At 69.7% G+C, this 22,370-nt stretch carries 19 protein-coding genes; 10 read left to right on the top strand and 9 right to left on the bottom strand.

Annotation, left to right across the window (positions count from 1 at the left end; translation table 11 throughout):
* Positions 1 to 13: 13 nt before the first annotated feature.
* Both ACFHNC_RS19065 and ACFHNC_RS19060 read right to left on the bottom strand, forming a co-directional pair.
* A complete protein-coding gene (locus tag ACFHNC_RS19065; RefSeq protein WP_437170828.1) occupies positions 14 to 721 on the bottom strand; it encodes a TVP38/TMEM64 family protein in 708 nt (235 codons plus the stop codon).
* Between the two features lie 11 nt (positions 722 to 732).
* The gene (locus ACFHNC_RS19060) at positions 733 to 2,199 is read right to left on the bottom strand and encodes a dihydrolipoyl dehydrogenase family protein (RefSeq protein ID WP_437170827.1); all 1,467 of its coding nucleotides are present in this window, start codon (positions 2,197 to 2,199) and stop codon (positions 733 to 735) included.
* A 116-nt stretch (positions 2,200 to 2,315) separates the two neighbouring features.
* Between ACFHNC_RS19060 and ACFHNC_RS19055 the strand changes: the two genes are divergently transcribed.
* The 9 genes from ACFHNC_RS19055 to hisD all read left to right on the top strand — a co-directional run bounded on the left by ACFHNC_RS19055 (position 2,316) and on the right by hisD (position 12,457).
* A complete protein-coding gene (locus tag ACFHNC_RS19055; RefSeq protein WP_437170826.1) occupies positions 2,316 to 3,335 on the top strand; it encodes an ABC transporter substrate-binding protein in 1,020 nt (339 codons plus the stop codon).
* Positions 3,335 to 3,961 carry an isochorismatase family protein gene (locus ACFHNC_RS19050; RefSeq protein ID WP_437170825.1) on the top strand — a complete coding sequence of 209 codons (627 nt, stop codon included), beginning with the start codon at positions 3,335 to 3,337 and terminating at the stop codon, positions 3,959 to 3,961. The genes ACFHNC_RS19055 and ACFHNC_RS19050 overlap by 1 nt, the downstream gene beginning before the upstream one ends.
* Positions 3,958 to 4,743 (top strand): ABC transporter ATP-binding protein, encoded by a 786-nt coding sequence (locus ACFHNC_RS19045; protein ID WP_437170824.1) that lies wholly within the window; start codon positions 3,958 to 3,960, stop codon positions 4,741 to 4,743. The genes ACFHNC_RS19050 and ACFHNC_RS19045 overlap by 4 nt, the downstream gene beginning before the upstream one ends.
* Complete coding sequence (locus ACFHNC_RS19040) at positions 4,743 to 5,558, top strand: ABC transporter permease (protein ID WP_437170823.1); 816 nt, start codon at positions 4,743 to 4,745, stop codon at positions 5,556 to 5,558. The genes ACFHNC_RS19045 and ACFHNC_RS19040 overlap by 1 nt, the downstream gene beginning before the upstream one ends.
* Positions 5,528 to 6,703 (top strand): acyl-CoA dehydrogenase family protein, encoded by a 1,176-nt coding sequence (locus tag ACFHNC_RS19035; protein ID WP_437170822.1) that lies wholly within the window; start codon positions 5,528 to 5,530, stop codon positions 6,701 to 6,703. The genes ACFHNC_RS19040 and ACFHNC_RS19035 overlap by 31 nt, the downstream gene beginning before the upstream one ends.
* Complete coding sequence (locus ACFHNC_RS19030; RefSeq protein WP_437170821.1) at positions 6,700 to 7,569, top strand: amidohydrolase family protein; 870 nt, start codon at positions 6,700 to 6,702, stop codon at positions 7,567 to 7,569. The genes ACFHNC_RS19035 and ACFHNC_RS19030 overlap by 4 nt, the downstream gene beginning before the upstream one ends.
* Entirely contained in the window at positions 7,566 to 9,005 is a 1,440-nt protein-coding gene (locus ACFHNC_RS19025; protein WP_437170820.1) for a class I adenylate-forming enzyme family protein, read from the top strand. Before ACFHNC_RS19030 ends, ACFHNC_RS19025 begins: the two co-directional genes overlap by 4 nt.
* Positions 9,006 to 9,079: 74 nt before the next feature.
* Entirely contained in the window at positions 9,080 to 11,008 is a 1,929-nt protein-coding gene (locus ACFHNC_RS19020) for an ATP-binding protein (RefSeq protein WP_437170819.1), read from the top strand.
* 174 nt (positions 11,009 to 11,182) lie between these two features.
* Positions 11,183 to 12,457 carry a histidinol dehydrogenase gene (hisD, locus tag ACFHNC_RS19015; RefSeq protein WP_437170818.1) on the top strand — a complete coding sequence of 425 codons (1,275 nt, stop codon included), beginning with the start codon at positions 11,183 to 11,185 and terminating at the stop codon, positions 12,455 to 12,457.
* Here hisD and ACFHNC_RS19010 read toward each other — a convergent pair.
* Both ACFHNC_RS19010 and ACFHNC_RS19005 read right to left on the bottom strand, forming a co-directional pair.
* Entirely contained in the window at positions 12,454 to 14,031 is a 1,578-nt protein-coding gene (locus ACFHNC_RS19010) for an ABC transporter substrate-binding protein (RefSeq protein ID WP_437170817.1), read from the bottom strand. The two genes, hisD and ACFHNC_RS19010, sit on opposite strands and share 4 nt — an antisense overlap.
* A gap of 22 nt (positions 14,032 to 14,053) precedes the next feature.
* Positions 14,054 to 15,538 carry a M81 family metallopeptidase gene (locus ACFHNC_RS19005; protein ID WP_437170816.1) on the bottom strand — a complete coding sequence of 495 codons (1,485 nt, stop codon included), beginning with the start codon at positions 15,536 to 15,538 and terminating at the stop codon, positions 14,054 to 14,056.
* A gap of 276 nt (positions 15,539 to 15,814) precedes the next feature.
* On the opposite strand from ACFHNC_RS19005, the gene ACFHNC_RS19000 reads away from it, so the two are divergent.
* Positions 15,815 to 16,792, top strand: coding sequence for a Bug family tripartite tricarboxylate transporter substrate binding protein (locus ACFHNC_RS19000; RefSeq protein WP_437170815.1), 978 nt, complete (start codon positions 15,815 to 15,817; stop codon positions 16,790 to 16,792).
* 178 nt (positions 16,793 to 16,970) lie between these two features.
* Here ACFHNC_RS19000 and ACFHNC_RS18995 read toward each other — a convergent pair whose 3' ends face one another.
* From ACFHNC_RS18995 to ACFHNC_RS18975, 5 genes are read right to left on the bottom strand one after another with little or no spacing between them, the layout of a single operon-like run.
* The gene (locus ACFHNC_RS18995; protein ID WP_437170814.1) at positions 16,971 to 18,077 is read right to left on the bottom strand and encodes an ABC transporter permease; all 1,107 of its coding nucleotides are present in this window, start codon (positions 18,075 to 18,077) and stop codon (positions 16,971 to 16,973) included.
* A gap of 2 nt (positions 18,078 to 18,079) precedes the next feature.
* A complete protein-coding gene (gene rbbA, locus ACFHNC_RS18990) occupies positions 18,080 to 20,806 on the bottom strand; it encodes a ribosome-associated ATPase/putative transporter RbbA (protein WP_437170813.1) in 2,727 nt (908 codons plus the stop codon).
* Positions 20,803 to 21,036: a hypothetical protein gene (locus tag ACFHNC_RS18985; RefSeq protein WP_437170812.1), complete on the bottom strand. Its 234-nt coding sequence runs from the start codon at positions 21,034 to 21,036 to the stop codon at positions 20,803 to 20,805. Before ACFHNC_RS18985 ends, rbbA begins: the two co-directional genes overlap by 4 nt.
* Positions 21,037 to 21,078: 42 nt before the next feature.
* On the bottom strand, positions 21,079 to 21,876 hold the full coding sequence (locus ACFHNC_RS18980) for an HlyD family secretion protein (protein ID WP_437170811.1): 798 nt from the start codon (positions 21,874 to 21,876) through the stop codon (positions 21,079 to 21,081).
* 19 nt (positions 21,877 to 21,895) lie between these two features.
* Positions 21,896 to 22,195 (bottom strand): phasin family protein, encoded by a 300-nt coding sequence (locus tag ACFHNC_RS18975; protein WP_437170810.1) that lies wholly within the window; start codon positions 22,193 to 22,195, stop codon positions 21,896 to 21,898.
* Positions 22,196 to 22,370 lie beyond the last annotated feature (175 nt).

Genomic DNA, 22,370 nt, shown 5'->3' with positions numbered 1-22,370 from the left:
GGGCCTCAAACGGTCACTTCGCGAACTTCGCCTTCAGCGGAATGGCGGCGAGCGACAGCGCCGCCAGGCCCAGCAGCGCGCCCAGGATCTGCGGCGTCAGCACGCTGGATACCTCGAAATTGCCGCCGGCCTCCAGCACCTCTCCCAGCCCGGCGCCGGCCAGGCTGAACACCGCGGTGGCGGGCAGGATGCCGAAGAAGGTGGTCAGGACATAGACGGGCAGCCGTACTCCGGCGAAGGCCGGCACCAGGTTGACCAGGAAGAAGGGAAACAGCGGTACCAGCCGCAACACCAGCAGGTAGGACGCGGCATTGCGCCGGATTCCCTCGGCCAGCGTCCGGGCCGTGCTGCCCAGCCGGTCCAGCGCATCCGGGCCGAAGATGCGGCGCGCCAGCAGGAAGACCAGCGTGGCCCCGATGGTGGCCCCCAGCACCGTCAGCGCCGTGCCCAGCACCGCGCCGAACAGGAAGCCGCCCGCCAGCGTCAGGAACACCGCGCCGGGCACCGAAAGCGCCACAGCGGCGGCATAGGCCGCGACGAAGGCCAACCCCGCCACCAGCGCATGGTCCGCGACCAGCGCCGCCAGCGTCACCCGATGCCGGGCCAGGGTCTCCAGCGACAGATGCTCCGTCAGCCCGGTCAGCCGCAGCGCCAGGATCACGGCGAGGATGGCCAGCACGATCCACAGCCGGCGGTCGCGCATCCAATTTGGCAGGGTCATCGTGGCGATCCTCATGGCAGCAGGCGCTGGACCAGCCCGACGATGCGCCGGGTGCCCGCGCCGAACAGGCGGGGCGTGTAGAAGCCGCCCGCGGCGCGCTTCGAGATCTCGGACAGGGTGGGGTAGGGCGCAAGGGAGGATGCGATGGCGCCGATGCCCAGCTTGCGCTGGATCGCCAGTCCCCACAGCCCGATCATCTCCCCCGCCCTCGGTGCCAGGATGGTGGCCCCCAGGATGCGGCCGCGTGGGCCGAGCACCACCTTGATCAGCCCCTCCGTCGCCGCTTCCGCCTGGGCGCGGTCATTGCCCGACAGGGGCTGCGTCAGCAGCGAGACCTGGTGCCCGGCCTCCCGCGCCTCGGCCTCGGTCAGGCCGACATGGGCAAGTTCCGGATCGGCATAGGTCACCCAGGGCAGCGCCGCGTAATCCACCTTCACCGGCAGGCCGAACAGCGCGGCGCGGATCACCAGCCCGGCATGGTAGCCGGCGATATGGGTGAATTGCGGGCCGCCGGCGACATCGCCGATGGCGAAGACGCGGCGGTTGGCGGTGCGCAGCCCGGCATCCACGGTGATGCCGCGCGGCGTGGCGGCGATGCCGGCCTGGTCCAGCCCCAGCCCCGCCGTGTTCGGCCGGCGCCCGGTAGCCACCAGCACATGACTGCCGCGGATCAGGCGATGCTCGGCCGGCGCGTCCAGTTCCAGCTCCACGCCATTGCCGGCGCGGCGGATGGCGGTGACGGCGGCGTGCTCCACCACTGCAATTCCCTCCCGCCGCAGCGCCGCGCGCAGGATCGCCACCGCTTCCGGCTCGTCCTTCGGCAGGATCTCGGCGCGCTCCACCAGGGTGACGGCGGCGCCGAGGCGGCGGAAGGCCTGCGCCATCTCCACCCCGATCGGCCCGCCGCCCAGCACCACCAAATGCGCCGGGCGCTCCGTCAGCTCGAAGATCGTCTCATTGGTCAGGAAGGGCGTCTCCGCCAGGCCCGGCACCGGCGGCACGGCGGGGGCGGAGCCGGTGGCGAGGACGAAGCGGCGCGCACGGATGCGCTCACCCCCCGCCTCCACCTCCTCCGGCCCGGTGAAGCGGGCAGCGGATTGCAGCACGGTGACGCCGAGGCCGGTGAAGCGTTCCACCGAATCATGCGGCGCGATGGTGGCAATGACGCACTGCACATGCGCCCGCACGGCGGTGAAATCGATGTCCGGCTCGTGCCCGTTCACGCCGAAGCGCGCGCCGCCGCGCACCACCGCCGCCGCATGGGGCGCCGCCAGCAGGGCCTTGGAAGGAACGCAGCCGGTGTTCAGGCAATCGCCACCCATCCGGTGTTTCTCGATCAGCACGACGGAGGCGCCCATCTGCGCCGCGCCGGCCGCGACGGATAGGCCGCCGGAGCCGGCTCCGATGATGCAGAGATCGGCGTGCAGCACACCGTCGCGCCGGGTCGGCCGGCGGCCCGGTTGTGGGGCGTGGTGCATCGTCGGTCGTCTCCTTGTTCGTTCGGGGCTTCGCGCGGCGCAGGGCGATGGTTACGGGCATTGACGCGGCGCGCCGCTGGGGTTCCCCTGCCCGTTCAAAACGAAGGAGACAGATCATGTCCGCACTCGCCACCACGCGCCGCGCCGCGCTTGCCCTGGGCGGCGCAGCGATGCTGTCCGTGAACATGCGCGATGCCCGTTCGCAATCACCGCGCGCGATGACCTTCGTCACGCCCTTCTCCTACATCCTGGCCTTCGCCGATGTGCTGAACGCCAAGGGTGGCGGCTTCTTTGAGCGTGAGGGGCTGGACGTCACCATCCAGCAGGGCCGCGGCTCCGCCATGGCCGTGCAGCAGATTGTCGGCGGTGGCGCGCTGCTGTCGCGCACCGGCGTGGGCGATCATATCCGCGCTTCCTCCCGCCCTGGCGGCGATGACCTGGTCGCGGTCGGCACCATCAGCCAGGGCTCGCCCTTCTACGTCATCAGCGCGCCGGACAAGGCGGTGCGGACCCCGGCGGATATGGCGGGCAAGACCATCGGCGTGCTGTCGGTCGGCGGCGCGACGGAAATCGTGCTGGACGTGATGCTGCAGGCCGCGGGCGTGGAACGTGCGCGGGTGGCGCGGCAGGTGGCGCCGAATTCGCCGGCGGGGCTGCAGCTCATCGCCCAGGGGCGGATCGATGCCTATATCGTCTCTGCCGGCGTGCCGGTGGCGCTGCAGGCGGCGAATACGCCGCATGTGAGCTGGAACACGGATGATGTCGCACCGATTCCCGGCCAGTGCTACATCGCGCGCCGTTCCACTCTGGCGGCGAATGGCGACATCATTACGCGCTTCCTGCGTGCGGTGAAGCTCTCGCTGGATTCCATGCTGGCGGATACGGATCTGTCGAAGACGCTGGCCAATCTGCGCGGCTTCGAGATCGCGGAAATGCGCAATGCCACCACCGCGCCGCTGGTGCTGCGCAACGAAATGCAGTTCTGGTTGACCGCGGGGCGGGAGAACATGCTGCGCAACGTGCCGGACCGCTGGCAGCGCGGCTACGACCTGATGGCCGCGGCGGGCTTCGCACCGGCCGGCGTGAAGGCGGAGACGCTCTACACCAACGAATTCGTCGAACGCGCTCTGGCCTGATGCGATTCCATCGCGCGGAAGCCGCGCTGCTGCTGGTGGATTATCAGCGCGGCTTTCTGCACCCGGAGGGCTTCGTCGCCGCGCAGGGCCGCGATGTTTCGGCCTGCGCGGCGGCCGCGCGGCACGGCTATGCGCTGGCCCGGGCGGCGCGCGCCGTGGGCATGCCGGTGATCTGGACGCGGCATGTGCTGCGCGCGGATCATGCCGATGGCGGGCTGCTGACGACGGAATTGCGGCCGCGGCTCGGGCAGATCCGCGCGCTGGCCGCGGGCAGCGCGGATGTGGCGATCCCGGATGAAGCGGGGGTGGACCCCGCCGATGTGGTGCTGGACAAGCCGCGCTATTCCGCCTTCTTCGGCACGGCGCTGGATGTGGTGCTGGCGAGTGCCGGCATCCGCGCGCTGATGGTGGGCGGTGTCACCACCTCCATGTGCGTGGAAAGCAGCGTGCGCGATGCGGCGCAGCGGGATATCCGCACCTTCGTGGTGCGCGATGCGGTGGCGGATTTCGACGCGGCCCGCCACGCGGCATCGCTGGATGCCATGGCCTTCGGCTTCGCGCGGATCATCGGCGCCAACCAGGCGCTGGATGCGATTGCCAGCGGCCAGGCGGATTTTACACCATGACGCATCCCGCCATCACCTTCGACGCGGTCGAGAAATGGTACGGCACGCGGGATGAGCCGGTGCACGCCCTGGCGGCAACTGACCTGGCCGTTGCGGAGGCCGAGTTTCTGGTGCTGCTCGGCCCCTCCGGCTGCGGCAAGACCACCCTGCTGCGGATGATCGGCGGGCTGATCGCGCCGACCTCCGGCGAGATCGCCATCGAGGGCAAGGGGCTGTGGCAGAACGGGCAGCGCCAGGCGGCGGCGCTGTCGGATCTCGGCATGGTGTTCCAGGACGCCAATCTGTTTCCCTGGCTGTCCATCGCGCAGAACATCGCGCTGCCGCTGGAGCTGAAGGGCGTGCCCAAGGCGCAGCGCGCGGCGCGGGCGCAGGAATTGGCGCGGCTGGTCGGCATCCAGGGCTTCGAGAAGCGTTGGCCGCGCGAGCTTTCGGGCGGCATGCGCCAGCGCGCCGCCATCGCCCGCGCTTTGTCCTACGACCCGCGCATCCTGCTGATGGACGAGCCCTTCGGCGCGCTGGACGCGATGACGCGGGAGGCGATGAACCTGGAGCTGCAACGCATCTGGCTCGCCACCCGGAAAACCATCGTGCTGGTGACGCATTCGATCGTGGAGGCGGTGTTCCTCGGCGATCGCATCCTGCTGCTGTCGCCGCGGCCGGGGCGCATCGACATGGTGGTGGACGTGCCCTTCGCCCGGCCGCGCGTGCCGGATCTGCAATCCACGGTGGAGTTCCAGGATATCGTGCGCAAGCTGCGGCATCGCCTGGCGGAGATCAGCTGATGAACGAGGCCGCACCCGCGCAATTCCGCAAGCGCCTGGTGACGATGCAAAGCGCGCTGCCCTGGATCACCACGCCCATCCTGCTGGCTGTCCTGGTGCTGATCTGGGACAGCTATGTGCGCTTCTCCGGCATCTCCCCGCTCATCCTGCCGCGGCCGGGGGCGGTGTGGTCCGCCTGGCTGGAATTGCTGGGCGATCCGCGCGCCTGGCACCATACCTGGATGACGGTCTATGCCACGCTGACCGGCTTCACCTATGCGACCGTGATCGGCGTTGTGCTCGGCGTGCTGATCGCGCGCATTCGCTGGCTGGAGCAGACGCTGAATCCCTTCATCGTGGCGACGCAGGTGATTCCGAAGGTCGCGCTTGTGCCGCTGTTCGTGCTGTGGTTCGGCTTCGGCATCACCTCCAAGGTCATCGTCGCCGCGGTGCTCGCCTTCTTCCCGATCCTGACCAATACGGCGATGGGGGTGAAGTCGATCGATGAGGGGCATCGGGATGTGATGGTGTCGCTGAATGCGACGCGCTGGCAGGTGTTCCGGCGTCTGGAACTGCCCTCCGCCCTGCCCTTCATCATCACGGGGCTGGAGATCGGCATCGTGCTGGCGATCATCGGGGCGATTGTGGGTGAATATCTCGGCGGCAATGCGGGGCTGGGGCACCTGCTGATCGCGCGGCTGAACGCCTTCGAGACGGATCAGATGTTCGCGGTGCTGATCCACATGTCGATGCTCGGCTTCCTGTTCTACTTCACCATCGGCGCGCTGCGGCGGATGTTGGTGCCGTGGCATGCCTCCGCGCGGATCCGGGTGTGACTCCGGAACAGGCGCAGATCCTGGCAAGCGTCGAGGCGCTGCTCGCCCGCCGCCTGCCGCCCGCGGAAATCCGCAGGCGGGATGCCGCGCATGTGCCACCCTATGACCTGTTGCCGGAAATGGGGCGGGCCGGGCTGTTCGCGCTGGCGGTGCCGGTGGCAGAAGGCGGCCTGGGCGGGGATTGGGCGACGGTGGCGCTGGTGCAGGATGCGCTGGGGCAGCACGCCTATATGGCCGCCTCCATCTTCAACCGCGTGGTCGGCTTCGGCCTGGCCACCATCCGCGCCCATGGCAGCGCCGCGCAGCGCGCCGAAATGCTCCCGCTGCTGATGGCGGGCGAAGCCTTCTGCGCGCTGGCGCTGACCGAACCGCAGGCCGGCAGCGATGCGGCCGCCCTCCGCACGCGGGCCACGCGCCACGCCGGCGGCTGGCGCATCAATGGCCGCAAGACCTGGATCAGCGATGCGGAGGGCGCGCGCTGGCTGATCCTGCCCGCCCGCACCGGGCCGGAGGCCGAGGGCGCGCGCGGCATTTCGCTGTTCCTGGTGCCGACAGCGGCGCCCGGCATCGCCACGACCCGGCTGCCCAAGGTCGGCAACAACTGCATGCCATCCTTCGACATCGGCCTTCAGGATGTGGAACTGCCGGACACGGCGCTGCTCGGCGAGGAAGGCCGCGGCTTCGCGCAGATGATGTCCACGCTGCATTTCTCCCGCGCCTCCATGGCCGCCACGGTAACCGGCGCGGCGGAAGCGGCGTTGCGGATCGCACTGGCGCATGCGCAGGACCGCGTGCAGTTTGGCCAGCCGATCGGCCGCTTCCAGGCCATCGCGCATCGCCTGGTGGATATGCGGATGCGGGTGGACCAGTCGCGCCTGATGGTGCGGCATCTGGCGCAGCTCATCGACCAGGGCGCGCCCTGCCGGCGGGAAGCGGCGCAGGCCAAGATCATCGCGACGGAAACGCTGCGCGACGTCGCCGATGCCGGCATGCAGATCATGGCCAGCGCCGGTTATTCGGCGGAAAGCGACATGCAACGCCTATGGCGGGATTCGCGCCTCTACACCTTCGGCGAAGGCGCGAATGAGGTGCTGCGCGATTCCATCGCGCGGGAGATGGGTCTGACGGCAAGGGGAATGGCGTGACGGGCATCCGGGCGATCGACGCGGTGGTGAACATCTGGACGCCGGAGGCGCTGGCCGGCAGGCCGGACCGCACCGGCTTCTACACCAGCAAGATGCGCGTGAAGCGCGAGATCTTTGAGGGCATGAGCCTGAAGGACATGATCGCCCGCATGGATGCGGCGGGCATCGAGAAGGCGTTCCTGATCGCCGCCAAGGTTGGCCGCCTCGGCCACCCCGCCTGCTACCATGTGGATTACCGGCTGGTGGCGAATGCGGTGCAGGCGCATCCGGATCGGTTCTACGGCCTCGCGGGCCTCGACCCCACCGAAGGCATGCGCGGCGTGCGCGAACTTTCTCGCGCCGTGACGGAATACGGCTTCATCGGCGCGCATTTCTACCCGCATTGGTTCGAGCTGCCGCCGGACCACGCGAAGTGGTACCCGTTCTATGCGAAATGCGTGGAGCTGGACGTGCCGGTGCAGCTCCAGGTCGGGCAGTCCATGGTCTATGACCCGAGCTACCCGCTGCGCTCCGTTGGCCGCCCGATCACGCTGGACGCGGTGGCGTGCGATTTTCCGGAGCTGAAGATCATCGGCATCCATGTCGGCATCCCCTGGACCGAGGAGATGATCGCGATGGCCTGGAAACACGCCAATGTCTTCATCGGATCGGACGCGCACAGCCCGCGCTACTGGCCCGACAGCTTCAAGCACTACATCCGCAGCTACGGCCAGGACAAGGTGATCTTCGGCACGGATTTCCCGGTGCTGGATTTCGGCCGCACCGTGGCGGAGATCGGCGAACTGAACCTGTCCGAGAAGGTGCTGGAGAAGTTCCTGCGCACGAATGTTCAGCGCATCTACAAGCTGGATGGCATCGCCGCATGAACCTGGCCGATGCGCTGGACATCCAAGCTAAGGCGCGGCCCAGCCATGTCGCGCTGATCGATGGCGATCTGGTGCTGACGCATGCGGAGCTCGCCGCGCAGGTGCGGCGCATGGCGGCCTGGCTGCTGGGCCTCGGCCTGCCGGCTGACCAGCCCGTCGGCATCTGCCTGCGCGACACGGCGCAGCATGTGGTGGCGCTGTATGCGGTGGCGCGCGCCGGCCTGCCGATCCTGCCCATGGATGTGCGCTGGACGGCGGAGGAACAGCGCAACGTCGCCACCCATTTCGGCGCCGCGCTGGTGCTGCTGGAACCCGGCACCACCCCCCTGCCCGGCCTGCGCTGCGACACGCCCGGGGAGGCCAGCGCGGAGGGCCTGGCCTTCGCCAGCGATGCGGAGGCGCCCTTCGTGCTGTCGCTATCCTCCGGCACCACCGGCCGGCCGAAGGGGCCGCTGATCGCGCACCGGCATTTCCTGGCGCGCTTTCGCACGCACTGGATCAATCTCGGCCTGAACGGGCGGGACCGCTTCATCTGCGCGACCCCGCTGTATTTCGGCGGCGGCCGCACCTTCGCCATGTCCGTGCTGTTCTCCGGCGGCACGCTGATCCTGAAGCCGCCGCCCTGCGCGCCGGAGGATCTGGTGGCCTGCGTGGCACAGCACGATGCCACCAGCCTGTTCCTGGTGCCGACGCAGTTCCGCCGCCTGCTGGCACTCGACGATGCGGCCCTGGCGCCGCTGCGAAGGCTGCACCTGCTGTTCTCCTCCGGCGCGCCGCTCTCGCCCGGGGAACGCCTGGCGATCCGCGATCGGCTCTGCCCGAATTTCTTCGAATACTACGCCAGCACGGAAGGCGGCGGCGTCTCGCTCCTCACCCCCGCCGACCTCGCCACGCATGGGGAGACGGTGGGCCGCCCGGTCTTCGGCGTCGAGGTGGAGGTGGTGGACGATGCCGACCAGCCCTTGCCACCCGGCGAGACCGGCCTGCTGCGCTACCGCGGCCCCGCCTGCGCCACCGGCTACCACCGCGACCCGGAGGCCTCCGCCGAGGCGTTCCGTGCCGGCTGGTTCTACCCGGGCGACCTCGCCTCCCTGGACCCGCAGGGCTTCGTCACGCTGCGCGGCCGGCGCAAGGACATGATCATCCGCGCCGGCATCAACATCCACCCCGCCGATATCGAGGCCACGCTGGGCGCGCACCCTGCGGTTGCGGAATGCGCCGTGCTGGGCTGGCCCTCGGCGGAGTTCGGCGAGGAGATCGCGGCCTTCGTGACGCTCGCCGCCCCCTGCGACCCGGCCACGCTGCTGGAATTCGCGCGGAGCCACCTGCCGCGACCGAAATGGCCGCGCCAGGTCTTCGTGGTGGCGGATCTGCCGCGCAACAGTGCCGGCAAGGTGTTGAAGCGGGAATTGGCGCCACTGCTGCCAGCGCCCTGAACCCCCGCAACCGACCCGATCTGGTTGTTTACATTTCGACAACCTCCGGTTGAGCACCCCGAGCAAATTGCGCTATGGTTTCCGCTGAAACAGGAAGTGGCCTGTTCACGGGGGCGAACGCGTTGCCGGACATCCACCTGCCCACGGTCTTCGTCTTTTCTTCGATCCTGGGCGGCTTCCTCGGGCTGGCAACGCTGTGGCTGTGGTCCCTCGACCGCCGGGAAACGGCGCTGGCCTCCTGGGGCCTCGCCCGGTTGCTGGGCGCTGGCGGCACGGTGCTGCTGGGCCTGCGCGGCCTGGCGCCGGATTGGGCCTCGATCGAAGTTGCGAACCTGCTGCTCTGCATCGGCTATGGCCTGCACTGGACGGGCGCGCGGCAGTTCGAAGGGCGCCGGCCGATCCCCTGGGGGCTGCTGCTGGGCCCGGTGCTCTGGATCGCGGCCAACCGGTTCCCCGCCTTCCACGCCAGCATCGATGCCCGGGTCGCGCTGATGGCGCTCGTGATGCTCAGCTATAACGGCCTCGCGGTGATGGAACTGGTGCGGGGCCAGCGGGCCAATCCGCTGCCGTCCCGCCCCTTGTTCATCAGCCTGCTGGTCGCCGTTTCCATCACCTATGTCGCCATCGCGGCGGCGACCCTGGCCTTCGCACCGCGGCCGATCGGCAACCAGTTGCCGCAAGGCTTCCTGTTCGGCGCGCTGGTGCTGATCGGTGTGGTCTTCCTGGCCGGCGGAACCCTGCTGTTCGTCGCCATGGTGAAGGAAAAGACCGAACAGCGTTCCACCGCCGCCCTCGCCGCCGCCCGCGACGCGGCGGACCGCGCCAATGCCCACAAGACCCGCTTCCTATCCTGCATGAGCCATGAATTGCGGACCTCGCTGAATGGCGTGCTCGGGCTGGCGCAGGCGCTGGCGCATGATGCCAGCCTGGGCGCGCGCCAGCGGCGCCAGGCGGAGACCTTGAACCAGGCAGGCCGGCATCTGCTGGCCATCGTCAACGATGTGCTGGACATCGCGCGCATCGAGGCCGGGCGCTTCGTGGCCCATCCCCGGCCGCTGCGACCCGAGCCATTCCTGCGCGAAACCCTGACGCTGGCGGAGGAAGCGGCCGCCACCAAGGGGGTGAACTTGGCGCTGCGGGTGGACCCGGTGGTGCCGGGGGCGGTGCTGGGCGACGCCCTGCGGATCCGGCAGATCCTGTTGAACCTGCTGGCCAATGCCATCCGCTTCACGCCACGCGGCGGCACGGTGCTGCTTCAGGTGACGGGGGATGCGGCCGGGATGCGCTTTGCCGTGATCGATTCCGGCAGCGGCGTGCCGGCGGCCTTGCGGCCGCATCTGTTCGAGGAATTCGTCCAGGCCGACAATGCGGAGTCGCAGAGTGGCAGCGGCCTGGGCCTGGCGATCAGCGCCGCCCTGGCCCGCGCCATGGGCGGCAGCCTCGGCCATGCGGATGGGCCGCAGGGGGTCGGCAGCTGCTTCACCCTGGCGCTGCCCCTGCCCGCCTGCACCGCCGAGATCCGGCCAGCGGCACAGGACCTGCCGCTGGCGCTGGGCACGCCCCGGCAGCACCCGCTGCACATCCTGGTGGTGGATGACGTGGCGGCCAACCGCTTCGTCGCAGCCGCCCTGCTGGAGCCCGCCGGGCACCGGGTGACCGGGGTGGCGGGCGGGCAGGAGGCGCTGGACCTGCTGGCACGGGGCGAATTGCCGGATCTGGTCCTGATGGACGAGCATATGCCCGTCCTGACCGGGAGCGCGACGGTTCGGCGCATCCGCGCCATGCCGGGCCGGGCCGCCGCATTGCCGGTCCTGGCGCTGACCGCTGATGCGCTGCCGGAGCAGGTCCAGGCGATGCTGGAAGCCGGCTTCGACGCGCATCTGTCCAAGCCGGTGGAGCGCCAGGCCCTGCTGGCCGCGGTGGCACGGGCGACCCACTGGAAGGCGGCAGAGGCCCCGGGGCGCAGGCCGAGCGTGGCCCTGGCGACTGGCACGGCGGCCTAAGGCCCAGGCGGCGCCTCCACCCGGTAGAACCGCCAGCCCGAGCGCCCGTCGCCATCTGCCTGCATCGGCGGCGCTGGGCTTGGGCAAACGGGCTGGGGAGGCTCCGCCGGATCGCCGCTCGTCGCCCCGGCACGCGTCGTGTAGCCTGCCGGGCCATCGATCAAGCAGTCCGCCATGACCCTTCTTCGCCTGAAATCCGCAACACCGCCGGGCCGCGAGCATAGCGAGGCCGTGCCGGCAGCGGTTGCCGGCATGCTGCGCGAGATCGAGGCGGGCGGCGCGGCGCGGGCGCTGGCCTATGCACGGGACCTCGATGGCTGGCAGGGCGACCCGGTGCTGACCGAGGCGGCGATCGAGGCGGCCTCGGCGCGGCTGGACCCGCAGGTGAAGGCCGATCTGCGCTTCGCCCACGGCAATATCCGGCGTTTCGCCGAAGCCCAGCGGGCGACGCTGACCGACATGGAGATTGAGATGGCGCCGGGTTTCCGGGCCGGCCAGCGATCGATCCCCGTTGCCGCCGCGGGTTGCTATGCGCCGGGTGGCCGGTTCAGCCATGTCGCCTCCGCGCTGATGACGGTGACGACGGCGCGCGCCGCCGGGGTCGGGCAGATCATCGCCTGCTCACCGCCGCGCGGATCGCAAGGCCTGGCGGATGAAATGGTGTTCGCCATGCGGCTGGCCGGCGCCGACCGCATCCTGTGCATGGGCGGCGTGCAGGCCATGGCGAGCCTGGCCTTCGGCTTTTTCGGCCTGCCGCGCGCCGATGTGCTGGCCGGGCCGGGCAATGCCTGGGTGGCGGAGGCGAAGCGCCAGTTGTTCGGCCGCGTCGGCATCGACATGGTGGCCGGCCCGACGGATTCCCTGATCATCGCCGACAGTTCCGCGATGCCGGCGACGGTCGCCTGGGACATGGTCGGCCAGATGGAACATGGCGCCGACAGCCCGGTCTGGCTGGTCACCGATGACCGGGGGCTGGCGGAGGCGGTGATGGAGCTTATCCCGGGGCTGATCGCGACCCTGCCCGCCGCCAATGCCGCCTCCGCCCGCGCCGCCTGGGACCACATGGCGGAGGTGACGCTGTGCGAGACGCGGGAGGAAATGGCGCAGCTTTCCGACCGCTATGCGCCGGAGCATCTGCATGTGCAGGCGCGGGACCTGGATTGGTGGCTGGCGCGCCTGACCGCCTACGGGTCGCTGTTCCTCGGCGCGGAGACCACGGTGGCCTTCGGCGACAAGGCCGCCGGCCCGAACCATGTGCTGCCCACCTCCGGCGCGGCGCGCTACACCGGGGGCCTGTCGGTGTTCAAATTCCTCAAGACCGTCACCTGGCAGCGTGCCACCGCATCCGCCGCGCGGCCGGTGGCCGAAGTCACCGCCCGCATCTCGCGGCTGGAGGGGATGGAGGCGCATGCCCGCACCGCGGACATCCGCCTCGACCCCCCGGCCTAAACCCGACGCACATTCCAGAACAGGTTTACCGAGGCGTTGAGGGCGCCCCGGATATCCTTGCGGATGGCGCCGTCCGAGTAGGTCTGGCCCAGCGGGATGGTCGGCACCAGTTCCAGCGCCCGCGCCTGGGCGGCCAGGAACAGCGTATCGGCCTCCTCGGCCGTGGTGGCGCTGAGCCATTTCTGCACCAGTTCCTCGGTCGCCGGATCCTCGAACCAGCCCCACCAGCCGGCACTGCCCACGCCGCGCGTGGTGGTGTTGGTGGCGGGATTGTCGATCGAGATCGCCGGCCAGTTCGTGCAGGCGATGCTCCAGCCGCCGCTCTCCACCGGGTTCTTCGAGATGCGGCGCTGCACCACCGTGCCCCAATCCAGATCCTGCTGATCCACATTCATGCCGATCCGCCGCAGCAGATCCGCCACCAGCACGCCATGCGCGTTGATCGTGGGCTGGTCGGTCGGGTTCAGCAGGACGATCCTCTCGCCCTTGTAGCCGGCATCCAGCACCGCCTGCCGCGCCTGCGCGATGTTGAGCGAGCCCATCACATCGGCGCCGAGTTCCGTCACGCCCGGCATGCCGCAGGGGAACATGGATCGGCAGACCTGGCCGTTCGCCGGATCGGCCGTGATGGCCTGGATGAACGGCACCTGGTCGATCGCCCGCAGCACCGCCCGGCGCAGCGCAACATTGTTGAAGGGCGGGGTCAGATGGTTGAAGCGCAGCACGGAGACGACGCCAAAGGGGTCGCCGCGGAACAGCTCGACCTGCGGGTTGCGCGTCACCAGCGGTGCCAGTTCCGGCAGCACGGCCGCCAGCCAATCAACCTCCCCGGCCTGGATCGCCGCCGCCGCCGTCGCCGGGTCCGGCAGGATCTGCCATTCGAGCCGGTCGAAATGCACCACCTTGCCGCCCGAGGTCCAGGCCGGTGCCTCCGATCGCGGCGCGTATTCCGCGAATTTCTCATAGACCATGCGCGCGCCGGAGACATATTCGCCGCGCGCGAAGCGGAACGGGCCGGAGCCCACCATCTCCGTCACCTGCGTCGTCGGGCTGGTCTGCGCCAGGCGTTCCGGCATGATGAAGGCGGGCGAGGAATGCGGCTTGCCGATGGCGTGCAGCAGCCGGCCGAAAGGACGCTTCAGCTTGATGACGATGGTCTTGTCGTCGCGCGCCCCGAAGCTTTCGGTCGCCGCGCCGAGCGCCTGGCCGAAGCTGTCACGCTTGGACCAGCGGTTGAGGCTGGCGGCACAATCCCGCGCGCGCACCGGCTCCCCATCATGGAAGCGCAGGCCGTCCCGCAGCGTGATCTCCCAGGTCAGGCCATCTGCGGAGACGGTGTGGCCGGCCGCCATCTGGGGCACCGGCTTCAACTCGGCATCCACGCCGTACAGCGTGTCGAACACGCAATAGCCATGCGCGAGGGTGACCGCGGCCGGCGTGAAGATCGGGTCCAGCAAAGTGAGGTTGGAACTGGGCACATAGCGCAGCGTCCTCGCCCTGCCCTGGGCCAAGGCGGGCATGGACAGAAGCGGCGCGGCGGCGGCTGTCGTCAACAGGGTTCTGCGTTGGATCATTCTGCCGTGTCCTTTGAAATGCTCAGGCCAGCGCGGTTGGCGCCGTCATGTCGTCGGCGGGCCAGAAGGGGCGGCGCCGGTTCTCCCAGGCCACATCCTGCAGGCGCAGCGGCGTGGCACCCGGCCCGTGCAGCGCGATAAAGCCGGTGTCGGGTCCCAACAGCTTGCGGTAATTCATCAGGTTCTTGAAGGAGACGAGCTTGCAGGCGGCAATGTCAATGCCGCAGGCCGCGTAGTGCTCATCCAGATGTTCGTAGACGGCGTGGCTTGCCACCAGCAGGCGCAGCCCACCCACCCGCAGCACCGCCGAGGGCCCGAGCCTGGCCCGGGCGCCGGAGGCCGGGCCACCGCGATAGGTGAAGCTGCCCTCGCAGAGCCGCTCCACCCGCGCCACAAGCTCCACCGGCTTGAACCAGCGCCGATCCTGCCAGGCGCCGATGGCGAAGCTGGCCTCCGCGCCCTCACCCAGTTCGAAGGCCCGCGCGGCGGCGGCGGGGTCCACCAGGCACAGCGCGGCATCCGCCTCCGGCGCCTCGGCCAGCAGGGCCGCCAGCAGCGCGGGACTGTCGCCGGAGGCGCCGCCGCCGATGGCATCCGGGGCATCGATCAGCAAGGTCCGGCCCGGCAGCGCCAGGGCGGCGCGCACCGCCTCGGCCGGGGTCATGGCCGGCAATTCGAAGTCGCGCCGGCGCCGCCACATGTCATCGAGGATGTCCTGCGCCACCGCCTCCGCCCCCGCCGGATCGCCATCGCTGACCGCGAGGCCGGTGATGCCGACATCGGCCATGTCGAGCCAGGGCTGCACCGGGAAGTAGCTGACCGACAGCGCCCGCCCGGCGGCTTCCAGCGCCCGGGCGTGGGCGGCCACATGCGCCATGGGCGCATCGCCCAGCGTGGCGCCGCCGAGCACCGGCACGATCGCGTTGTATTTCCGCATGCGGGTGACGGGGCGGATCTCGCCGCGCAGCGCGCGCACCAGCAGCCCCGCCGCGCGGCCGCCGGTCTGGTAGGCATCCACATGCGGATAGGTCTCGTAGCCCACGACGATGTCGGCGGCCGCCACCATGCGCGGCGTCACATGGGCGTGCAGGTCCAGGCTGATGGCGATGGGGATGCCTGGCCCGATGCGCGCGCGCAGCGCCGCCAGCACGGCGCCTTCCGGGTCCTTTTCCTCGGCGCAGATCATGGCGCCATGCATCGCGAGATACACACCATCCAGCGGCAGCGCGGCGGCGATGCCCTCGACGATGCGGTCGCGCGCCTCATGGAAAAAGGCATCCTCGACATGACCGCCGGCACCACCCTTGGCGGCGAAGACCGGGACGAGGTCCGCCCCCGCATCGCGCAGCGCATGGATGGCGCCGGTCAGTGCCAGGTCCTTGCCCTCCATGGCCTGCAGAAGCGCGGCCCCCTCGAAGATGCCGATGCGCGCGAAATCGGCGCGACGTTCGACGCGGAGCGACAGGCTGTTGCCTTCATACTCGAAGCTCGCGACGGCAACCCGCATCTCAGGCCACCGCCAGGCTTGGGCCCGCCGCGACGGGGCGCGCGGTGGATGGCAGGCGTCGTCCCGAGGTCACGGAAATAATCATGGATGCCGTCCGTTTCAGGTAGCGGGACGCTGCGCACAAACCTGCCAGCAAGTGCCTGGAAGATGGCACCGGCGTTTCCAGTCCTGTCAACCCGCCGCGGCGGCACCAGCGGGAAGGACATGGGCTGTTTCGTATCCCGCACCGTTCATGCGATAAGACTGTCAACAATCATCGCCTGGGAACGAAGCACCATGACCACGACTGCCTTCAGCCGCCGCACCCTGCTGGGTGCCGCCGCCCTGCCACTTGCCGCCCCGGCCCTGGCGCAAGAGGGTTTTCCCTCGCGTCCGCTGCGCCTGATTGTCGGCTTCACGCCGGGCGGGGCGACCGACATCTCCGCGCGTGCCATCGCGCCGAAGATGGGTGAGGCGCTGGGCCAGCCCGTGATCGTCGAAAACCGCCCCGGCGCGGGCAGCAACATCGCGACCGAGGTGGTGGCGCGCAGCCCCGCCGACGGCCACACGCTGCTGCTGGCGACGCTGGGGGCCCTGGTGGTCAGCCCGATGGTGATCCGCCTGCCGGTCGACCCGGCGCGTGACCTGGTACCGGTTTCGGTGGCGGTCGACCTGTTCAACATTCTGGTGCTGCCGCCCGACCGGCCCTGGCGCAACGTGGCCGAACTGGTTGCCGCTGCAAAGGCTGCGCCGGGGCAGCTTTCCTATGGCACCAGCGGCATCGCGGGCGGACCGCATCTGGCGGGGCTGCTGTTCAACCGCACCGCGGGGACCGACACCACCGCGGTGCATTATCGCGGCGGCGGGCTCGTGGTGACGGATCTGCTGGGCGGCCGGATCGACTACTCCTTCGCCACCGCCGCCTCGGTGCTGCCACAGGTGCGTGAGGGCAAGCTGCGCGCCCTGGCGATTCCCCATGTCGAGCGCTCACGCCTGATGCCGGACATTCCCACCGTCGCGGAATCCGGCCTGCCGGGCTTCGACGTGCCGTCCTGGTACGCGGTGATGGCGCCGCGCGGCACGCCGGAAGCCGCCATCGCCCGCCTCAACGCGGCGATGCGCGTGGCGTTGAACGACGCCGATGTGACGGCGGTGCTCAACCGCAACGGGCTTGAGCCGCGCTGGAGCACGCCGGACCAGATGAACGAGGCGCTGGCCGCCGAGCGCACGAAGTGGACGCCGATCATCCGCGATAGCGGCATCCGCATCGACTAGACGGCCGGGTCCTGAAGCACGGCGCGATCATGTCGAGGCCTCCGGCCCCGATCTGCTGCACGAGGCGGTGGAACTGGCGACGCCGGCGTCTGCCCGATCTGAGGGTCCCCACAGAACCCTCTCCACCCAATGGGGGGTGGGGGGGGCGCGGAGACGCAACGCCCCTTCCCACAACCCCCTACCGCAAAAACTGCCGGAAGCGGCGCAGCGCCAACAGGAACAGGCCAGCGCCGATCGCCATCAGTGCGAGAAGCTGCGGCCAGACCACATCGAACCCGGCGCCGCGAAACAGCACCGCCTGTGCCAGCATGACGAAATGCGTGTTGGGCGCGAGCAGCATGATGGTCTGGATGACCTCCGGCATACTCTCCCGAGGCGTCATGCCGCCGGACAGCACCTGGATCGGCAGCAGCACCAGGATCAGCAGCAGACCGAATTGCGGCATCGTTCCGGCCAGCGTGGCCAGGTAGATGCCAAGGCAGGTGGTGGCGAAAAGCTGCAAAGCCGTGCCCAGCAGGAACAGCGCGAGCGACCCCTGCAAGGGCACCTCCAGCAGCCCCTGCACCACCACCACCAGCGAGAAGGTGGCCACCAGCAGCACCACCAGTCCCATCGACCAGATCTTGCTCGCCATGATCTCGAAGGGCGTCACCGGCATGGTCAGCAGATGCTCGATCGTCCCGTGCTCCCTCTCCCGGATCAGCGCCGCGCCGGTCAGGATGATGGAGAGCATGGTGATGGCGGAAATCACCTCATTGATCGCACCGAACCAGGCCCTGCTCAGTTCCGGGTCGAAGCGCGCGCGCAGCGCCAGCCCAACCGTCGTGACACTCGCGCCCTCCTGCCGGTTGAGGAAGGTGGCGATTTCCTCGCTGACGATGGACTGCACATAGCCGCCGCCGGTGAAGGCCTGCGTCATCCGCGTTGCATCGACGTTCAGCTGCAGCGACGGAACCCGGCCGGCCAGCAGGTCGCGCTGGAAATTCGGTGGGATGTCGAGCGCGAAGGTGTCCTGACCCGCATTCATCCGCCGGTCCATCTCCTGCGCCGTGATCAGCGGCGGCAGGGTGAAGTGCGGTGGGTAGAAGGCGCCGGACAAGCGCGCGGAAAGCTGCGACCGGTCCTCATCCACCACCGCGATGGCCGCCTTGTTCAACGCCTCCGGCATGGCGCGGGAGGCGGTGTGGATGGACAGGGTGAAGGAATACAGAATCAGCAGCACCAGCACCACGTCCCGCGCCAGACCGCGCAATTCCTTGATGCCGAGCTGCAGGATGTTGCGCATGGTCAGCGCGCCTGCTTGCGCAGCAGCAGCGCGGCCAGGCCGATCAGCACCGGCCCCGCCAGCGCCAGCGGCAGGAACGACCCGACGAGATCGCCGAAGCCCAGGGCCTTGGAGAAGGTGCCGCGCGCGATGGTCATGAAATGGCTGGTCGGATAGATCTGCCCGATCAGCGCGCCGACGCCTTCGAGCGAGGAGACCGGGTCGGTCATGCCGGAGAACTGCACGGCGGGGATCAGCGTGATCAGCGCCGTGCCGAAGATCGCCGCGATCTGGCTGGAGATGAAGGCAGAAATCACCAGCCCCAGCGCCGTGGCGGCCACCACATACAGCAGCGCGGCAGCTGCCAGCGCCAGGAAGCTGCCGCTGAATGGCACGCCGAAGCCAAGGATGGAGAGGCCCGCCAGCATCAGGAAGTTCAGCATCGCCAGCGCCACATAGGGCGCCTGCTTGCCCAGCAGGAATTCCAGACGTGTCACCGGGGTGACGTAGAAGTTGAGGATCGAGCCCAACTCCTTCTCCCGCACCACGCTCAGCGCCGCCAGCATGGCCGGGATCATCATCAGCAGCAGCGGAATCACCGCCGGCACGATGGCCACCAGGGACTGCACATCCGGATTGTAGCGGTAGCGGATTTCCAGCGTGAAGCTGCCCAGCGCGGCGGCGGCGCCCTGGCCTTCCAACGCGCGCTGGGTCAGCCATGCGGCATGCATGCCCTGCACATAGCCGCGCACGGTCTCCGCCCGCGTCGGCATGGCGCCGTCGATCCAGGCGCCGACCTCCACCGCCCGGCCGCGCGCCAGGTCTCGCCCGAAGCCGGCGGGGATTTCAACGGCCAGGCTGATCTCCCCGCGCCGCATGCGCCGGTCGAGATCGGCGTAGTCGAGGATCGGCGGCTGTTCGATGAAATAGCGGGACCCGCCGATCTGCCCGCTGTAATCGCGGCTGGCGGCGCTGCCGTCGCGGTCCAGCACGGCGAAGGTCAGGTTCTCGACATCCAGGTTGATGCCATAGCCGATGACGAACATCAGGATCAGGCTGCCGATCAGCGCCAGGGCGGTGCGGATCGGATCGCGTTGCAGCTCCAACGCTTCCCGCCAGGCATAGGCCCCGAGGCGGCGCGGATCGAAGCCCCGCGGAGCGGAAGCGGGCGCCTTGTCAGCGGGCGCCGGCGGCGCTTCGGGTGCCACGGCCTCCGGCCCCGTCGCGTCCTGGAGATAGCCGATGAAGGCCTCTTCCAAGGTGGCGTCGCCGCGGGCCGCGCGGATCGCCTGGGGCGTGTCGCTGACCAGCACGCGGCCGGCATGCATCAGGGAAATGCGGTCGCAGAGCGCCGCCTCGTTCATGAAATGGGTGGAGACGAAGATCGTCACCTGATCCTGCCGCGACAGCTCCGCAAGGATGCGCCAGAAGGCGTCGCGCGCCACCGGATCGACGCCGGAGGTGGGCTCATCCAGGATCAGCAGGCGGGGCGTGTGGATCATCGCCACCGCCAGCGACAGGCGCTGCCGCATGCCGAGCGGCAGGGAGTCGGGCAGCGCCTCCATCACCCCCTCCAGCCCGAAGCGGCGGCACATCTCGGCGATGCGATCGGGGATGGTCTCGGGCGGCAGGTTGAACAGGCGGGCGTGCAGGTCGAGGTTCTGCCGCACCGTCAGCTCGGTATAGAGCGAGAATGCCTGGGACATGTAGCCGACATGCCGCCGCCCCGCGACGTCCTGCGCCGCGACCGGCTGGCCGAACAGCTTCGCCGTGCCGGCGCTGGCCGGCAGCAGGCCGGTCAACATCTTCATCGTCGTGGTCTTGCCGCAGCCGTTGGAGCCGAGGAAGCCGAAGATCTCGCCGCGCGGGATGCGGAAGCTGACATCGTCGACGGCGGTGAAATCGCCGAAGCGCATGGTCAGGTGATCGGCCTCGATCGCGATCTCCGCTGCCGCCGTCTCGGGGCGCGGCGGTATCGCCACCGCCTGGTGGCCGGCGCGCCGTGCCTCCGGCAGCAGGGCGATGAAGGCGGCGTCCAGATCGGCCGCGCCGGTTTGCTCCAACAGGTCGCGCGGCGTGCCGGTGGCCAGCACGCGCCCGGCCTCCATCGCCACCAGCCAGTCGAAGCGTGCCGCCTCCTCCATGTAGGCGGTCGCCACCAGCACGCTGAGGCCGGGCTGGCCCATGCGGATCGCCGCGATCAGCTCCCAGAACTGGCGGCGGGAGAGCGGGTCCACGCCGGTGGTCGGCTCGTCCAGGATCAGCAGCTCCGGGTCGTGGATCAGCGCGCAGCACAGGCCGAGCTTCTGCTTCATGCCGCCGGAGAGCTTGCCCGCCGGCCGGTCGGCGAAGCGGGACAGGTCGGTGCTGCGCAGCAGTTCCGCGATGCGGCGGGCCCGCTCGGCCTTGCCATGCCCGAAGAGCCGGCCGAAGAAATCGACATTCTCGAAGACGGACAGCGTGGGGTAGAGATTCTTGCCCAGGCCCTGCGGCATATAGGCGATGCGTGGCCCGCTGCGCCGGCGATGTGCCGCCTGCGCCATGTCCCCGCCCAGCACCTCCACCCGCCCCTGCTGGATCGCCTGGGCACCGGCGATCAGCGCCAGCAGGCTGGACTTGCCGACGCCATCCGGCCCGATCAGCCCCACCACGCAGCCTGCGGGCAGGTCCAGCGTCACCCCGTCCAGCGCCTTGTTGGCCCCATGGGACAGGGCGACCTGGTCCAGCCGCGCCACCGGCGTTGCCGTCACGGCGCGATCGTCGCCTGCAGCGCGGCCGGCCATTCCGTGGTGGGGTCGAGGCGGACATGGGCGATGCCGGGCAGGCCGGTCTTGACCTGTTCCATATGCTGGCGCAGCAGCGCCGGGGGAATGCGCACGCGGATGCGGAACATCAGCTTCTGGCGTTCCTGCGCCGTCTCCACCGTGCGCGGCGTGAACTGTGCGGTGTCGGAGACGAAGGAGACCTCGGCGGGAATCACCAGCCGTGGCGCCGCATCCAGGATGATGCGCGCCTCCGCGCCCTAGGCGGTGCGGCCGGCCTGTTCGGTCGGCAGGAAGAAGGTCATGAAGACGTCCGTGACGTCGATCATGTTCAGCACGCGCCCGCCCGCGGCCAGCACCTCGCCGGGTTGGGAGACCAGGTACTGCACGCGGCCCTCCCGCGGTGCGCGCAGAGTGCTGTCCTCGATTTCCACATCGATCCGTTCCAGCGTGGCCTGCGCTGCCTCCACCGCCGCCTCCGCATCCACCACCTGCGATTCCGCGGCGCCGATGCCAGCCTCGGCGGCGGCGCGCTGGGCGCGCGCGGCGCCGGTGGCGGCGATGGCGCCCTGCAATCGGGCGCGGTCGTCATCCAGCAATTGCTGCGAGGCATTGTTGCCGCGGGCGAGCTGCTCGGTGCGGGCGGCGCGGCGTTCCGCCGCCTCCTGCTCCGCCTCGCGCTGCGCCACCACGGCGTCCGCGGCCATGCGTTCGGCTTGGCGCTGGGTGACCACGCTGCCGGCGGTGCGGATGCCGATGCGCGCGCGCCGCAGCTGCGCCTCGGCCTCCCGGCGCTGCGCCTGCAACTGGTCGGTGTTCATGCGCGCGATCACCTGGCCGGCGGTCACGAAGTCACCCTCGCGAACCATCACCTCCTGCAACCGGCCGGCGAGCTTGGTGGCGACGTCGATCTCCACCGCCTCGATGCGGCCATTGCCGCTGGCGATGCCGTCTGGCAGGCCGGCGGGCTGCCATGCGCGCCAGCCATAGAAGACGGCGACGGCCACGATGAGAAGCAGCGCCACCAGGGGAAGGTGGCGCCGGGCGTTGGCCATCATGCCGCGTATCCGCTTTCGATCAGGCGCTGGGGCCCTGCAACAGCTTCCACGACCTGCCCGCCTCTGCGGAATAGGCATCCATCGCCGAGCGCAGGAACTGGCCCTGGCGCTCCATCAGCTCGGCCGGGCTGCGGCAGGCGGCCAGGCCTTCCAGGAACTCCGCCTGGGCGCGCAGTCGCTGCGCGGCGAAGCTCATTGCCTCCTCCTGCAACTTGCCGGGCACGTCCATCAGCGGCTTGGTCCAATCGCCGGCGGCGAGGAATGGGTTGGCCGGCATGGTGCTGGTCTGCGGCGCGGCGGCGGCCTTGTGGTTCGACATGATCGATCCCTGCCTCTTGCGGTAAGGCGCCTGCCTAGGCGCCAGTGCCTCGCCGGGCATTGATCTGCGTCAAGGATTTGCGGTCGCCGTCACCGCTACTGCGCAGCCACGCCAAGGGCTTCCACGATTTGCCGTGGTGCCAGTCCTGCATTGCCATCTCACGAATGCGAGATCA

It is taken from the genome of Falsiroseomonas sp. E2-1-a4 (assembly GCF_051433165.1).
Lineage (GTDB): Bacteria > Pseudomonadota > Alphaproteobacteria > Acetobacterales > Acetobacteraceae > Falsiroseomonas.
Note: the sequence above shows the minus strand (reverse complement) of the source record. Positions and strands in the feature narration are given on the sequence as shown.